Annotated in this window: 14 protein-coding genes; 5 read left to right on the top strand and 9 right to left on the bottom strand. The window is 56.1% G+C overall.

All coding sequences use genetic code 11. The features are described 5' to 3' along the window. Nucleotides 1–3: 3 nt before the first annotated feature. Nucleotides 4–1,986, top strand: coding sequence for a hydantoinase B/oxoprolinase family protein (locus tag WG934_RS03765; RefSeq protein ID WP_339977742.1), 1,983 nt, complete (start codon nt 4–6; stop codon nt 1,984–1,986). On the opposite strand, the gene WG934_RS03760 is transcribed toward WG934_RS03765, so the two are convergent. The 8 genes from WG934_RS03760 to typA form a co-directional block, all read right to left on the bottom strand. Next, nucleotides 1,928–3,229 carry a cutinase family protein gene (locus WG934_RS03760; protein WP_339988757.1) on the bottom strand — a complete coding sequence of 434 codons (1,302 nt, stop codon included), beginning with the start codon at nt 3,227–3,229 and terminating at the stop codon, nt 1,928–1,930. The genes WG934_RS03765 and WG934_RS03760 overlap by 59 nt on opposite strands. A 15-nt stretch (nt 3,230–3,244) precedes the next feature. Next, nucleotides 3,245–4,090 (bottom strand): pseudouridine synthase, encoded by an 846-nt coding sequence (locus WG934_RS03755; protein ID WP_339988756.1) that lies wholly within the window; start codon nt 4,088–4,090, stop codon nt 3,245–3,247. A 3-nt stretch (nt 4,091–4,093) separates the two neighbouring features. Continuing rightward, the gene (locus tag WG934_RS03750) at nt 4,094–4,810 is read right to left on the bottom strand and encodes a hypothetical protein (protein ID WP_339988754.1); all 717 of its coding nucleotides are present in this window, start codon (nt 4,808–4,810) and stop codon (nt 4,094–4,096) included. Between the two features lie 25 nt (nt 4,811–4,835). Further along, complete coding sequence (fdxA, locus tag WG934_RS03745) at nt 4,836–5,159, bottom strand: ferredoxin (protein ID WP_339977734.1); 324 nt, start codon at nt 5,157–5,159, stop codon at nt 4,836–4,838. 62 nt (nt 5,160–5,221) lie between these two features. Continuing rightward, complete coding sequence (locus WG934_RS03740) at nt 5,222–5,650, bottom strand: hypothetical protein (protein WP_339977732.1); 429 nt, start codon at nt 5,648–5,650, stop codon at nt 5,222–5,224. A 2-nt stretch (nt 5,651–5,652) separates the two neighbouring features. Continuing rightward, nucleotides 5,653–6,513 (bottom strand): N-acetyl-1-D-myo-inositol-2-amino-2-deoxy-alpha-D-glucopyranoside deacetylase, encoded by an 861-nt coding sequence (gene mshB / locus WG934_RS03735; protein WP_339977730.1) that lies wholly within the window; start codon nt 6,511–6,513, stop codon nt 5,653–5,655. Continuing rightward, nucleotides 6,506–8,302, bottom strand: a complete 1,797-nt coding sequence (locus WG934_RS03730; RefSeq protein WP_339988752.1) for an ABC transporter family substrate-binding protein — start codon at nt 8,300–8,302, stop codon at nt 6,506–6,508. Before WG934_RS03730 ends, mshB begins: the two co-directional genes overlap by 8 nt. A 36-nt stretch (nt 8,303–8,338) precedes the next feature. Beyond that, nucleotides 8,339–10,255, bottom strand: coding sequence for a translational GTPase TypA (gene typA, locus WG934_RS03725; RefSeq protein ID WP_339988751.1), 1,917 nt, complete (start codon nt 10,253–10,255; stop codon nt 8,339–8,341). 307 nt (nt 10,256–10,562) lie between these two features. Here typA and WG934_RS03720 point away from each other — a divergent pair, with 307 nt between their 5' ends. From WG934_RS03720 to WG934_RS03705, 4 genes are all read left to right on the top strand, one after another. Beyond that, a complete protein-coding gene (locus WG934_RS03720) occupies nt 10,563–11,789 on the top strand; it encodes a TsoY family (seleno)protein (protein WP_339988750.1) in 1,227 nt (408 codons plus the stop codon). Nucleotides 11,790–12,195: 406 nt separating this feature from the next. Then, a complete protein-coding gene (locus WG934_RS03715; RefSeq protein ID WP_339988748.1) occupies nt 12,196–13,023 on the top strand; it encodes an Rv1157c family protein in 828 nt (275 codons plus the stop codon). Nucleotides 13,024–13,465: 442 nt separating this feature from the next. Then, complete coding sequence (locus WG934_RS03710) at nt 13,466–14,032, top strand: DUF402 domain-containing protein (RefSeq protein WP_339988747.1); 567 nt, start codon at nt 13,466–13,468, stop codon at nt 14,030–14,032. Nucleotides 14,033–14,089: 57 nt separating this feature from the next. Then, the gene (locus WG934_RS03705) at nt 14,090–14,659 is read left to right on the top strand and encodes a suppressor of fused domain protein (RefSeq protein ID WP_339977718.1); all 570 of its coding nucleotides are present in this window, start codon (nt 14,090–14,092) and stop codon (nt 14,657–14,659) included. Nucleotides 14,660–14,666: 7 nt separating this feature from the next. Here WG934_RS03705 and WG934_RS03700 read toward each other — a convergent pair whose 3' ends face one another. Continuing rightward, on the bottom strand, nt 14,667–14,993 hold the full coding sequence (locus WG934_RS03700; protein WP_445228202.1) for a metal-sensitive transcriptional regulator: 327 nt from the start codon (nt 14,991–14,993) through the stop codon (nt 14,667–14,669). Nucleotides 14,994–15,145: the final 152 nt, after the last annotated feature.

Below are 15,145 nucleotides of genomic sequence, written 5' to 3'. Positions count from 1 at the left end.
ATCATGACTTCTGTCAACACCAATCGACGCACACTTGATCCCGTGACGTTTGAGGTTCTGAAGAATGCCTTCGCAACCTCCGTCAATCTCATGAGCGAGCAGATCCTCCGAACCTGCTACTCATTCGTGATCTACTCCCGCGACTTCTCATCCGCACTGTGCGACGCCCAGGGCAACACCGTCATGCAAGGCGACCAGGATATCGCAGTCCACGTGGGCACGTTGCACTTCCAGTGCCAAGCCGTTCTCGACGAGTTCGGCGATGATATTCATCCAGGCGATGTTTTCTGTGTCAACGACCCTTACGCCGGTGGCACACACATGAATGACGTATCGTTCTTGCGCCCTATCTTCGCCGAAGGCAAGCTCCTTGCCTTCGCACAGAACAAGGGCCACTGGGCAGATGCCGGTGGTTCGGTACCTGGCTCTTTCGACGTCTCTGCGACGGACTACTTCTCCGAAGGTCTTCGTATTACACCGATTCGCATCTGGCAACAGGGGCGCTTGCTGGAAGACATCGCCAAGATGCTCGCCGCCAATACCCGTAGCCCAGAAATCATCATGGGTGACTTGCGTGCACAGGCAGAAGCAACTGCGGTATGCGAACGTGAAATTCTGCGACTCGTCGAAAAGTATGGCTTCGACGTTGTTAAAACCGCTCTTCAAGAAGTCCAGGATTACGTTGAAGACATCGTGAGTGCGCGAGTCTCGCAGTTCCCGGATGGTGAGTGGTCGACGGTCGACTACCTCGATTTGGATCCGGCCAAGGACGAGCAGCTCATCCCCATCAAGGTAACCATGCGGATCAAGGGTGGACGGCTGTCCTACTCATTGGATGGCTCCGCTCCTGCGGTCGCCAGCTTCTTGAACGCCGGCTACGGCTCCGCGTTCTCGGGCGTTGTCGCAGGCACCAAGACGTTTTTCCCAGATGTGCCACTGAACTCGGGCCTCTACCGCGCCATGGATGTGGATTTGGGGCCAGAGGGAACCGTCGTCAATGCTGGGCTGCCACACGCCGTGACTGGCTTCTGTTCGGGTCCGTACGAGAAGATCATGAATGCCGTTTTCGAGCTGTGGTCCAATCTCATGGAAGACCGTGCGCTGGCGTGCTCCTTCAACCTGGAGTACCTGCTGATTGGTGGCGAAGACACCCGCGATATCAAGGAAGAGACCGACAAGGGCGCCTTCTTCATGTGGTACGACTGGATGGCTGGCGGCTGGGGTGGCCGAACGGACCGTGATGGTTCATCTGCGACCGCACCAGTGTTCGGACCTGGTTTGGCTGTGCAGCCCGTCGAAGGCCAGGAGCGCTTGTCCCCTGTTCTGACTAGCCATCATCGCCTCATCACCGACTCTGGCGGACCGGGCAAGTACCGAGGCGGCCTGGGTGTCTCCAAGGGAGGCATGCTCACCGACTGCCGTTCCACCGTGATGAGTTACTGCTGTGACCGATCCCGCTCTGTGACCTGGGGTATCAACGGTGGCTTGCCATCGATTCCGCACGGAGTGTGGCTGAACCGTGGCTCCGAAAACGAGCGCTACTTGGGCGCAATCTTCTCTAATGAGAAGGTGTCCCCTGGCGACTCCTTTGAACGCCCATCAGCTGGTGGCGGTGGTTTCGGAGATCCCCTAGAGCGTGACCCGGAGGCAGTGCTCGAAGATGTCATCGACGAATATGTGTCCGTCGAGCGCGCTGCGAAGGACTACGGTGTCGTCATCACCGTCGTCGATGCGGAAATCGACGACTACCGACTAGATGACGCCGCAACAACCACACTGCGCGCAACTCTTCGCGACGAACGTCAGGCCAAGATCACCGAAGACGCCGAAAGCGTCGCGGCTCGATACCGAGCTGGTGAACTTGACCAGCTCGATCTCGTTCGCCATTACGGAGTCATTCTCGACTGGGCAACTGGAGAATTGCTTCCTACAACGACGAAGCAGTACCGCCAGCAGCTGGAACGTCGCTCGACGAGTCAGTGGTAGTCGAGTCAGTGGTAGTCGAGCCAGTAGTCGTGGCGCCACTCAGTGTCACACCCGCGGCTTCCGCCCGCTGAAGTACCCACTCGGTTGCGATGTCAGTTCCCGGACGCATGCCGTCCACACTGGTGTCGTATGCCAAGTGGACTTCCGTGCCACTAAGTAGGAATTTCAGAAAGACCGCTAAGCCTTCACGAGTCTCAGGACAATACGATTCTTCGTCCTGCAAAACCTCTCTGACTGCGTGCGCGGTCTTTTTGGTGTCTGCCGGATCCAACGACAGCTCCTCAAACAGGCCCGATAGTGGCGCAATCCTGGAATCTGCAGAACACCATTGATCGCCTTCGTTGCAGATCTCGATGACGCGATCCGACAACTCACCCCAGGCGCCATCAACCGGCCCGAACATGCCCTGGGTGTCCGCTGCTGCCGTGCCATAGGTGGCATTCGCTACCGAGCTGCCGTCACTATTGCTGACCAGGCTCCGGCGCGGGTTCGCCAGTGCCACGATTGAATTGACCTGGGAAGCCTCGATACGTGACTGGCCTGCAACGATATTCGAGGCAACGACATTGACGATGTCCGCTCCCTGCGAATATCCCACGAAAGCAAAAGAGGTGCTTGGGCACGCCGTCGCAAAGTAGTCAATGGATTGCTCGACAGCAGCCGCACCATCGATCCGGGACTGACCATAGCTTGCAGTCGCCACCGCATCAGAGGTGTACGGAATCCACGCTACGCGAGCGTTGTCGCCAAAACGGTCCTGGAATGTGGAGCCCATCTCTCCCAGGAATGTGCCAATCGGATGCTCAGGCGAGCGAACCCTATTCGTGTCCATCGTGCCCGGCACCATGAGTACCGTCAATGGGGTGCACTCCCCCTCCGCGAAGGCATCGAGGCCCATTGGTGACCCGGTGACGGTACCTAGTGCACGCTCTGCGGGCTCCAACAGGGGACGCGGAATAATTGGGCTCGATGTACCCGCAATGTGATGGTCGAGGCCAGGGAGCTCGTCGCTAGGGAATTGCACTCGCTGTGCGCTAGGTGACTCCGCCGTTCCCGATGTCTCTGGTAACACCGGCAGCTTTGGTGAAGCGGCTGCGGGCAGGGCACTACTTACTACCGCCACTCCTGCCACGAGGGTCGACACCAACCTCGTTGCCATCCGACCCCGGGGTGTCGTCTTCTTCGCCGTCGTCTTTTCTGCGGGTTCTCCGGCTGGTGTCTCACACACCTTCTTACTAATCATGAATGCATATTATATTTATCTTCGGATTCCCACTTCCCGAGCAGTCTCGAAATTTCGAACACGACCCAACAGCGGGTCGGTAAAAGCCACGCTCGTCGCCAAAAGTCGCAGCGTCACGCTGAAATCCCCAATATCACGGCCCGCGTCGTTCGGATAGGTGTCATCACCCAGAATCGGATAGTCCAGGTGGTTCATCGTCGCCCGCAATTGGTGAGTCCGCCCGGTCGCCGGCTCCAACAACCACTTTGCGACGGTCATCACCTGGCCACAACTCCCACAAGCACACGCGCCCCCGTGGGAATCTCCAAGGACATCCCCGATATCAGCAGCTACCGGACCGACAAAGGTCACCTGCGTCGATGCCTGCTTCGCACCGGTTATGCCCTCGGGAACGACTGACACCCCGCGCTGCCCTGGCGTGTTCAACAACCAGAGATCCGCTGCTCGGCTTTCCCCCGAATCCCAGTCATCGGGCATCACTGTCAAACACTCATACTTCTTGGCGACGTCCCCTACCTGGAACAACCGCTGATACGCACCACGTGTCTGTGGATTCCTCGACAGCAGCAACACCCCCGCAGTCAATCGATCTAATCGATGGAGAGCGACAATGTCCGGCTCGTCGTAACGCTGTCGCAAACGCTGCTGCACAGTGTTGGCTTGCAATCGCCCATTTGGGGTGGATGGCAAGAAAGGTGGCTTGTCGACAACAATGAGTTCGTCATCCTCGTAAAGAACGTCGGGGTGAAACGGAATGGACGGCTCCGCGTGCAGTAGCGAATCGACATCGCTCAGTTGGGCCGTCGTACGCTCGCGGTCTTTTCCCCACCATGAATCGCGGTTACCTGCTGCTCGTCCCATGAATTACTCGTGTGCCTCACGTGCTTGGCGTAATTGCCCTGCAATGGCCTCAATAAACTCGGTCGGCTCGTCCAGGCTCAGCCGAATATGCCGTGCTCCGCGAGGACCGAATGTGCTTCCCAGTTCTGCTGGAATGTCGTGCGCCGCTAACCAAGCAATAGTGTCAGTGTCCAGCTCGCCCTTGGTGCACCATAGGTGTTTGCCACCTGTTGAATCCTCGACGTGGAATCCGGCTGCGTGAAGCTCCGGAATGAGAAGTGCGCGTCGCCGTTGCAGTCGTGCACGGTGTCGATCGAGGCTGGTGCCGTCGCTATTGTGATCCGCCCCTGTAGCTTCTGATCCAATGACAATCAGCCCGTCCTGGTTACCGTCGCATACTGCGTCCGACAAGATGGACGGCGCGTCAAGCACCCAAGAGTAAGGCAGTTCGCGTTCATCGGAGATGAGTGGAACGCTACGTTCGTGTGCCCACATCACAACTTTCCGCAGATGGTCGTGTCCCAAGATACGGCCACGCGGGCTGCCGCCGGAGTGAATGATCATCGCTGCTGGACGGGCAGGCCCCAACTGCATCAGCGAGTCAGCACGGACGAGTCGCATGCCGAAATCTGCCACCGGTTGGACAAGACCTGGCTCAACTAGTTCAGGGATGACAACAGAGCTGCCTGCAGACACCCCGCATTGAGCCAGCGCCTGTGCCCACACGGCATCAACTGCCACAAGAAACCTCCGGCTGGATTGAGTCTTACTCCTCCGCCTGTGGAGGCAGCTTAGAAATGAAGTCCACGTCAAAGTCCTGTGGCCCCAGCTTTGCCGCACCACCTGGAGAGCCCAAATCGTCGAACCAGTCGACGTTGGCATCGGTGTATTCGATCCATTCGTCCGGAACGTCATCTTCGTAGAAGATTGCCTCTACCGGGCACACCGGTTCGCATGCACCACAGTCAACGCATTCGTCTGGGTGGATGTACAGCATGCGCTTACCTTCGTAAATGCAGTCAACCGGGCATTCTTCAACGCACGCGCGGTCCATTACATCGACACAAGGCTGGGCGATTACGTAGGTCATGGCTGGAGTTCTCGACCTTTCATGGGAAATGGGTGTAAGTAAATTGTACAGGTCAGTCTAGTTTATCGGGAATGACGCAATGGCCATGCTCCACCAGCTACTCCGGCAGCAAGCAGAGCGATGGCACGAAGCCATGGGCCGTATGCCGCATCCCCTCCGAATGGGAGGCTAGTCCATGCCGTAATGATGAGGTAACCGGCAACCCAACACCACACGGGAGCAGCAGCCAGAGTGCGCTTAGAAGTCCACAACAGCGCTGTATTGGTCAGAATCAAATTCATCACGTATGCCACTGGAATCGTCCACGGCACAGGAATGGCTACGCCATTGATTGTCCACCACTGCCCCAGATAGACAACTTCCAACAGCAAAGTGACCAACGCTGCAACGCACAGCCACACAATCGCTGTCCCAGCTTCGCCTTTGTCAAAGACCTCACGATTCTGGGAACGCTCCGGGTCACCCCAGTGCTTTTCGACGGCTTCCGTCATCACTACTCATCCCCCAGAATTGCTAAATTTTCAGCAGTACCTCGTCGATAATGCTCCATCGGCACTAAAGGCTGGCACAGCAGATTAGATAATGCCCACACACCTCGGGCACGACCCGAATCATCGACGCTGCCCCACGCGGCATGTGGGTTCGTATGGCTCATCGAACCGTTGCCCACCCAGGCCTGAGTAGCGTGAGCTTCCAATGCACGAATTTTTGCCGACAGGGCGGCGTCGTCAAGCACGACACCGTATTCGCCGGTGACTGATGCGAAGTCATCAATTGTCGCGGAATGCCATTGTTCAGGCACCACCGTGATGGCAGCAAGTCCGGCAGCGAGAGTGTCGTGATCCGTCACTGCCCATGCAGTCGGGATATTGTCCCCGCAGGCAGCAACGGTGATGTCATGAGCGCGAATGTGATCCGGGTGTCCATAACCACCGTCAGCATCGTAGGTAATGACTAGATCCGGCTGGAGATCATCAAGCAAAACTCGCAATTGCGCTACTGCACGATCCCCAGAATTGATGAAAGCTCGCGGGTCGTCATTGCCTGGATCACCGAGCATTCCAGAATCGCGCCAGTACCCCGCACCCCCCAAGAAGATCGGCTGATGTGAGGGGCCGTTTGCACCAAGAACTGTCAGCGCTTCGGTTAACTCACGCACGCGAAATCCACCGAGCTGATCAGCTCGACCCGCAACGAGACCTTGATATGGCTCTCCAATTACCTCGCCAAGTTCGCCCATTGTGCAGGTAATAACGGTGACCTGAACACCTCGGCGAACCAACGCAGCGATGGTGCCACCTGTCCAAATAGCCTCATCATCAGGGTGGGCGTGGACAAAAACAACGCTATTCATCGGCAGAGTTCTTTGCTTCTTCCATTACGACTCGTTCCCACAGCGGGATTGTCATTAGTCGACCAGTCCACGGACTCGATGGCCACTCTTTTTGTTCTGGGTTACGTGGAACAATAGCCCCCGGCCCCACCACGGTCAGCATATGGTCGGTGGCGATTGGCATTTCTACGGCACGCTCGTCGATAAGCGAAGACAGCTCCGGCGGAACCTCGGTGCCGGGATCCTGCAATAATTCATCGATTTCAGGGTCGCAAATTCCTGACAGATTGCCCGCCCGCGCTGTTGCCGCTGGCGCAGCAAACTCAGCGTTCGATGCTCCCGACGAGCTCTCGCTTGTCGACGACGGTACAGACGTAGAGCCCTTCGTAGTGGCGGTGTTCTTCGGTTTCAGCGAAGGCCTGGTGGTTTCTGGGCACGAGTAACGATCACGAGCCTGCAAGCGAGTGTTCACCGATTCGCCCCACGAAACAACCATGTCCACTTCTCCCCATGGAAGCAACGAGCGAGTGAGATCAATAGCCGAAGAGGTGGTCACCTCCGCCGGAATTCCCGCAGCAGTAAGTTGATCAGCGATCGCGAAAGCCGCCGCTTGAACCTGCGGATCCTCTCCCATTGCCCCTAGCCGCAGTGGCTGTTCCTCTGTGAATGCTGTCATCTCCGGTGCCCCCTCTGGAGCCTCGTCAGATGCCGTCTCCGTCGCAGGTGTCGAAGATTCCTCGACCTGGTCAGGGTTCTCAATTGCACGACGCCCAGTGGCAACCGAGGCAATTTCGTCAACATTAATGCTGTCGAGCAATTCGCGACGAACCGCGACGTCGTCAAGCCTGACCGATGCCATGTTCAGTGATGCGGACAGTGTGCGGGGCGCATCGAACTCTTCGGTGACCGCGTCCGGTACTAGACCGTATGTCAGCACAGTCGTTTCCGCTGGGCGTACGTATGCTGCCTGCAATTGGTTCGAGCGCATTTGCTGGGCACCCGCAACATCCTTACCTGCGAGGCGAAGCACCACGTTCTCGGTTGTCGCCGGATTGTCACCCCAGAAACGATCGTTGCGCGCCAAACGCACTTCGTTACGGCCCACATCAATGTGCAGCACCGAATACCTGCCACCCGATGCAGGAACGCTGGTGGCCAGCAAACTCTCAAAACCGCTTGTCGACGCTCTTAGCAGGTGGTTAGGCAACAAATGGCGGAATAACTCCTGATAGCCGACGATCTCGCCATCAAAATAGACATCAACTCGGCGGCCTCCACCGGAAACTTCGATGTGATCGATCTGCTCGTATCCCGCGGAATGCGCTACCCCTGGGGTTTCCACGATCTTTCGGTGCAAGTAGCGAAAATCTTCTCCCGAGATAGGAGTTCCATCCGACCACTGAGCACCTTCACGAATGTCATATCGAATATGAGTGTTCTTCGTGCCATTCGTTGTGACTGTATCCACGGTGACGTCGTCGAGTACGTCCTTGTCCTGCACCAACGTGGTTGGGTCAGCTGGATCAGGAATGAATGCACTTGGCAGTGTCAAGCTCGCGATCAGATCAGTAAGCGGCGACTGATCGGAAATCAGATGCGGATTGAAGCCTTCGCCAAACTCATCGACGCCGATATTGATGGTGCGTAGCTGCTTTTCGCGATCTTCCTTAGATTTGGCCTGATCTTGCGGTTTTGGGTCCTCTGCCACCGTTGGGGCTTCCCCTGGATTAGCCATGCAAGAAGCCAAGAACGCCGTCGACACCAGCCCCGCTAATAGTGCAGGGCGGAAGCGACGACGGCGAATACTCATGGAGTCCAGATTACTGCGTTTGGCAGCAGAATTGAGCTAGGCGTTCTTGTTGCGTGCCTTTTCACGCGAACGAGCACGACCGCGCTCGGTTGCGTTCAGGATCAGCTTACGAACACGAATTCCGTCAGGGGTGACCTCAACACACTCGTCGCCACCACAGAACTCCATGGCTTCATCCAAGGTCAACGAGCGAGCCTTATCCAAGGTCACGGTCGTATCAGCAGATGCTGCACGCATATTGGTGAGCTTCTTTTCCTTAGTGATGTTGATGTCCATATCCTCATCGCGAGGGTTGGCACCAACGACCATGCCTTCGTATGCCTCATCGCCCGGTTCAACGAAGAACGTGCCACGATCCGACAATTGCAGCAGTGCGTAGGCCGTGATCTGACCCGAACGGTCAGCCACTAGTGAGCCTGATGCACGATCCTTGATCTCGCCAGCCCATGCGTCATAACCAGCCGAGAAGTGGTTAGCGATACCAGTGCCCTTGGTTTCCGTCATGAACGTCGTACGGAAACCAATCAAGCCGCGCGACGGAACAACAAACTCCATGCGAACCCAACCGGAACCCTGGTTACCCATCTGCTCCATACGGCCCTTACGTGCCGCCATGAGCTGAGTGACCGCACCAAGATGCTCTTCAGGAACATCAATGGTGAGGTGCTCGTATGGTTCATGCACCTTACCATCGACCATCTTGGTCACTACCTGTGGCTTACCAACGGTGAGCTCAAAGCCTTCACGACGCATTGTCTCCACCAACACGGACAGGGCCATCTCGCCACGACCCTGAACTTCCCACGTGTCTGGGCGCTCGGTTGGCAAAACCTTCAGCGACACGTTACCGATGAGTTCCTGCTCAAGGCGAGCCTTGACGACGCGAGCCGTCAACTTATCGCCGCCGCCCTTACCAGCCAGTGGCGAGGTGTTGACACCAATCGTCATCGAAATAGCAGGCTCATCAACAGTGATTCGTGGCAATGGCTGCGGATTATCGACCGCACACAGGGTGTCACCAATCATGACTTCGTCGATACCCGAGATTGCCGCAATGTCACCTGCGACTGCTTCCTGGGTTGGCACGCGGGTAACGCCAACGGTGCGAAGCAACTCGGCGATCTTTGCTGTCTTGATATGCTCCTGGCCCTCAGAGTCATAGTGAATCCACGAGATCTGCTGACCCTTCTTGATGCGCCCCTTGTGAATACGGATCAGACCGATACGGCCAAGGAAGGAGCTGGAGTCCAGGTTGGTGACCTGAGCCTGCAGCGGAGCATCAACATCAGCGGAAGGCTCCGGCAAAACTTCCGTGATGACGTCAAACAGTGGCTGTAAATCGTCGGAATCTGGCAGATTGCCATTGCCAGGATTGACAGTGGATGCCTTGCCAGCACGGCCTGAGGCGTACAGCACCGGCAGTTCCAGGTTGCGCTCAGCGGCTTCGGCCGCCTCTGGGTCCTCAACAGTGGAGGCAAGTTCCAGAAGTAGATCCTGAGCTTCCTCGACGACTTCGTCGATACGGGCATCCGCACGGTCGGTCTTGTTCACCAAAATAATGACCGGCATCGACGCAGCCAAAGCCTTACCCAACACGAAGCGGGTCTGTGGCAACGGACCTTCAGACGCATCGATCAATAGCACGACACCATCAACCATGGACAGAGCACGTTCCACTTCACCACCAAAGTCCGCGTGACCAGGAGTGTCGATGACGTTGATGATCAGGTCTTCACCATTCTTGCCTGCACCCTTACGACGGATTGCAGTGTTCTTCGCCAAGATGGTGATGCCCTTTTCACGTTCCAGGTCACCAGAGTCCATCACGCGGTCAGCGACTTCCCCATGGTCATCGAACACGCCGGACTGCTCCAGCATGGCGTTAACGAGGGTGGTCTTGCCATGGTCAACGTGGGCAACGATGGCAACATTGCGGAACTCAGTATCGCTCACAGGCGGATAGCTCCTTATTAATTATTGAAAAGATGGACGTGCATAAGCCACGGGCGCAATGCCCTGCAGCTTTAGAGCGTCATACACGTTACTCCTAGTTCCGAGTATCTAGCGACTTGTTTAAGTGTGATCAGCCCCCTACGCTCGCCCCACACTTACGACAAAACACCCTCGGGGGTATATTTTCACCCCTTTTTGGCGTGGACTCGTCAACATCATTATGGTTGGCCGCTATACCCCGTGGGGTATTAGAGAATCGTCCCCTCCAGCATTGTGGAGAATTCACCGATAGTGAGGACCAACGTTAATGATCCGCAATCTCGGCGAAAAGTATTCGCCTTTGTACTTCTTGGCCGCTCTCGGCTTCGGCGGCATGTCCGTGTTCTTCTTCATGCTGTTCATGCATGTCACACCACATCCAGATACCCCTATGCCAACGTTCGAAAGCATTTGGTCGGCATATAACGACGGCAACGCGTTCCTGAAGGCGTCCGTGTGGGTGGGATATGTCGGCATGACGATCTTCCTTTTCATGCACTTCTTCCTACTCATTTGGAACTTGCGCGAATTCTTCGCGTTCCGTAAGACCTCGGCATACACCCAGTTGCGCTCATCAAACGCTGAGGTCACCCTGATGGCCGTACCACTGACTCTGGGCATGTCCGTCAACGGCATTTTCGTCGCCATGATGGCTTATGTGCCAGGCCTCTGGGACATTATCCAGTCCTTCATGCCGTTTGCACTGATCATGTACGGAGCGGTTGGCGCTCTTGCCATCTACTACATGACCGTCTATTTGAAGCGCGTCATCAATGCAGGCTTTGACTTTAAGGCAAACGGCGGCCTGAACCAGCTGCTCGCAGTCTTCGCAATGTCGATGATCGCCGTCGGTTTCGCAGCACCAGCAGCAATGGGCACCAACAAATGGGTAGTCATGATCGCAATCTTCGGCTCGCTATTCTTTGCCGCGATCACCGTCTTGCTTTTCCTTGCGTTCATGCCAATCGGCGCTGCAAGCATGATGCGCTACGGGCTATCGTTGCAGAACTCAGCCACCCTTTGGCTGACCGTTCCAGTCACCACACTGCTGGGCATTACATTCCTCCGCCTTCGTCACGGCATGAATACTTTGGCCGACCTTGGCCCGAAGGGCCCTGTTGAGCACCCCAAGACCACAATTTTCGTTTTGGTTGTACTGGCTGCCGCAGTCATGGTCCAGCTAACTTTCCTTGGTCTCGGACACATGGTCATGCGCGAAAATGGCTTCTACAAGCAGTTCGTTCTCAGCAACGAGACGGCGTCTCCAGCAGCATTTACCCTGATCTGCCCAGGTGTAGCATTAAGCGTCCTGTCGATGTTCCTACTCCACGTTGGCATCGTCCAGAACAATCTCATTGAAAAGTTCTCCGCTCCGTACTACATCGCCATCACCCTGATTGCGACCGTCGCAGCCATCACCATCTGGGCAATGGTCACCCTGTTCCGAAACCAGTTGTCCCGCAACAGCAAGATTGGCAGCGAGCAGCGCGCTTAAACTTCACGCAAAACTACCGTGATGTGATTTCACCCCACGATCACCCCGCACTACCCCCAAACTGATTAATCCGGGAAAGTGCGGGGTTTTGCGTATTCCCATACCCCATAGCGACCCGACGGCTCCACAATGACAGGCTTGAACAAAGTTCACAGCGATAGCGCCAGGCTTGACTTTCCTAAAGTCCCCACTGGGAAATGGTGCCAGATCGCAGTTTTACGTAAATCTCAACAGTTATCCATTATCACTTCAGTCACATTGATTCACTTTCGACACGCCACTACTCACTGATAACTTCTTGAGATTTTTCTAAACCTTTTTCCTGCAAATATTTCACTCACTTTCACTTTCCGTCTTATGATGGCTCTCGATTCTTCACACTCCCGACTACCGAGAGGTCTTCACCGTGGTCTACCATCGACGCACACTTATTCGTCGCACCGCTGTCGCACTTGGCGCATCGGCACTTCTGTTCGCGGGCGCTGTCCCATCTGCAGGCGCTTCCCCATCCCTCGACTTCGCACAGGCTGCATCTCCAAATGTGTACGGCACAGTCCGTGACATGGTGAACCAGCCTGGTGTCCCAGCCGAGATTCGTGACGGCATCAACAAGGCAATCGACTTCCTCACCGGCGAAGGTGGCGGAGAGCCCGGCTTCGAGGTTCCAGAGAACGGCCCAGCTACCGTCCAGTTCGCTATCCCCACTGCCGCCGAGAATTGCATTGACGGCCAGTCCCGGTCGATCGGCCTCGCTACTGCTGTGCCAGGCCCAGCACCACTCCCATTGCCAGGCGTTGGCGAAGGTCAGACCGGCTTCATCTTCACCGGACTTGGCACTAAGGAACTGGCTCCACACCAGAACACCAGCATGCGCGTCCATTGGATCAACGCAGCTAACGGCAACTACGGCACCACGGAGCTAACCAACAACGGCATCAACGCTGAAAGTGGCCCATCCACCGTCAATGGCACTGCGAACACGGGCAATGGCCTTGTCATTGCATTCCTTGAAGGTGGCATCACCGCAAACGAGTCCAGCGGACCAGCAGATTGCAACTACACTCCAACTGCAGCCGCTATCCCAGTTGGCATGGGCCAGCTCCCAGCAACCCCAGCCCCAGCGAGCCCACAGTTCCCAGCACTGCCTGAGTCTCCTGCAATGCCAGCGATGCCAGCAATGCCTGAATCTCCAGCACTGCCACAGGTTCCAGCGCTGCCAGAGTTCGGCTTCTAGATTTCACAGCTTCGCAACCGCTCCCCGAGCTACTTAAGCCCGCCCTGTCACTCTCCCGAATTTCACGGTGAAGAATTGAGTGACACGGCGGGCTTTCCCGTCTCGCACCCCGCGCAATCCATGTGAGGAAGACCACTTTTTGTCGGCCAATTTTCCCGGGCGAAAAACTAGACCACCTTATACCCCTGTGGGTACTATTCCCCCTATGTGTTATCCAGTTGAATGCCCAAAATGCCACAAAACCACCTGGGGTGGCTGTGGCTCCCACATCGATCAGGTCATGGCGATGGTCCCTGAACAGAATCGATGCACCTGCCCAGAAAATCAGCCACAAGTAAGCAAGCGTCCGCTATTCGGAATTTTCGGATAAGAACTATCGCTCGTTTCGCATAATTTCAGATTCTTCACCTATATGGCTAAAAACCTCACTATCGTTGAGTGCATGCCCAGCGCTCATCCGCCTAAACACGAGGTTTTCGACACCACACAGCGCACGAACACCGATCCCAAAGAGTTCGTGCGTTTCGTCGATCGTTACGAGCTAGTCGCTCCCCGCTGCCTCTACATGCGCCGAGGGATGGACCATCCCAAGTTTGGCTACCTCGAGTCCTACCTCCTGCCGGCACACGGCCTCAGGGCCAGCATTTTTCACTTCCGCCCTGAAGTTGAAAAAGAGCACGTTCGGTACCTGGACATCGTCGATATTGACCACCCCGATGCTGCAACATCAGACCGACCAGGCATGTGGCATACAACTGATCTGTACCTTGACATCGTGCAACGCTCAGATGGCACCGTCGTAGTTGAAGACACAGACGAGCTCAGCAAAGCTCTTGTCCATGGTTTCATTACCGAAGCTCAAGCCACTCGCGCCATGGATGCAGCATTCTCAGCGGTCGCAGGTATTGCGCACCATAACAACGACATTGATGGGTGGTTACGATCGTTGGGATACCCCATCGCTTGGGCAACTGATGTGTCGTTGATGCCGGCCATGGGGTCGTCGTAAAGTACCGTTTTTCAGCGCCCCTGCCACATACCACCAGCTAGAGGAGTCTCACACCACATGAACGCCATCGTTACCGCAGTTCGCGAGCAATTATGCGGATTCTACGAAGATAGCGATCCGGCGGAGGCACAGCTCACGTTTTTGGGTGCGACTCCGATGACGCTGCTGCGTTTTGGTCCTGACTCCGAAGGTGTGGTGACGTACGCGTCACTCGGCTGCTCGGCGGAACCGATGGCGGATCCGAACGACATGACCCCAGACTTTACGACGGGTCCTCGTGCGGAGATTATCGTCGAAATGAACAACGGCCTCGACGAGATTATTAGGCCGTTGGCGATGCTGGCGGCGTCGCCAAGCATTGAAGGACTCGTTCTGCAGGAAGACGCACTGCTCGACTTCAACAGCCCATTGTGGGCAGGGTCGCGGTTCACCGGGTTCGTGCTCATTCATGCAGACGTTCCGGACGTAACTGCGCCGGGTGGGGAAACTGTCACCATGTTGCAAGCGGTTCCGGCGACGGCAAACGAGTTTGCGCTCGCCCGAGCGAAGGGAGTGCCGGAGCTGCGACAAACATGGGAAAGTCACGGTACGGTTTTCGCTGATCCGCACCGTGTCAGCGTCGTGTAAGAGTGACTTACGTCAGACGCAAGAAGAGATCCTCGATCTCATCCGGGGTCAGATGCCCATTGTCGGTGCCATTGAGGCAACCACGCATAGATGACGAGACGACCTTAAAGCCTGCTCGGTCAATCGCTTTGGACACAGCACTGAGCTGAGTGACAATTTCCCGGCAATCGCGGTCGTCTTCCAGCATCGCAATAACGCCCGCGAGCTGTCCATTTGCGCGCTTCAACCGATTAATAATGGCACGGCGCTGCGCTTCTCCATCGAACGTCGGATCGATGCTATTTCCTGCGGATGGGTTTTCTTCGGAGCCGTCTGACGATGACAAGCTACCCATGTCAGTGCTAATCACGTTGGCCACGCTGGTGTTCTCCTGCATTTCAAGAATAATACTGCCTAATACCCCTCACGGTACTACTTTATTGAACAAGCATTACTGCGCGGGTTTAATTTCTTCTCCACATTAGTTGACGTGGCTGCAATTTAGAA

The sequence above is a fragment of the Corynebacterium sp. H78 genome, assembly GCF_037572275.1.
Taxonomy (GTDB): domain Bacteria; phylum Actinomycetota; class Actinomycetes; order Mycobacteriales; family Mycobacteriaceae; genus Corynebacterium.
The sequence above is the reverse complement of the archived record's forward strand: the minus strand, read 5'-3'. Positions and strand labels throughout refer to the sequence as shown.

Coding starts and splice junctions, on each gene's coding strand:
- WG934_RS03765 (WP_339977742.1), top strand. CDS start 4: ATGACTTCTGTCAACACCAATCGACGCACACTTGATCCCGTGACGTTT.
- WG934_RS03760 (WP_339988757.1), bottom strand. CDS start 3,229: ATGATTAGTAAGAAGGTGTGTGAGACACCAGCCGGAGAACCCGCAGAA.
- WG934_RS03755 (WP_339988756.1), bottom strand. CDS start 4,090: ATGGGACGAGCAGCAGGTAACCGCGATTCATGGTGGGGAAAAGACCGC.
- fdxA (WP_339977734.1), bottom strand. CDS start 5,159: ATGACCTACGTAATCGCCCAGCCTTGTGTCGATGTAATGGACCGCGCG.
- WG934_RS03740 (WP_339977732.1), bottom strand. CDS start 5,650: ATGACGGAAGCCGTCGAAAAGCACTGGGGTGACCCGGAGCGTTCCCAG.
- mshB (WP_339977730.1), bottom strand. CDS start 6,513: ATGAATAGCGTTGTTTTTGTCCACGCCCACCCTGATGATGAGGCTATT.
- WG934_RS03730 (WP_339988752.1), bottom strand. CDS start 8,302: ATGAGTATTCGCCGTCGTCGCTTCCGCCCTGCACTATTAGCGGGGCTG.
- WG934_RS03720 (WP_339988750.1), top strand. CDS start 10,563: ATGATCCGCAATCTCGGCGAAAAGTATTCGCCTTTGTACTTCTTGGCC.
- WG934_RS03710 (WP_339988747.1), top strand. CDS start 13,466: ATGCCCAGCGCTCATCCGCCTAAACACGAGGTTTTCGACACCACACAG.
- WG934_RS03705 (WP_339977718.1), top strand. CDS start 14,090: ATGAACGCCATCGTTACCGCAGTTCGCGAGCAATTATGCGGATTCTAC.
- WG934_RS03700 (WP_445228202.1), bottom strand. CDS start 14,993: ATGGGTAGCTTGTCATCGTCAGACGGCTCCGAAGAAAACCCATCCGCA.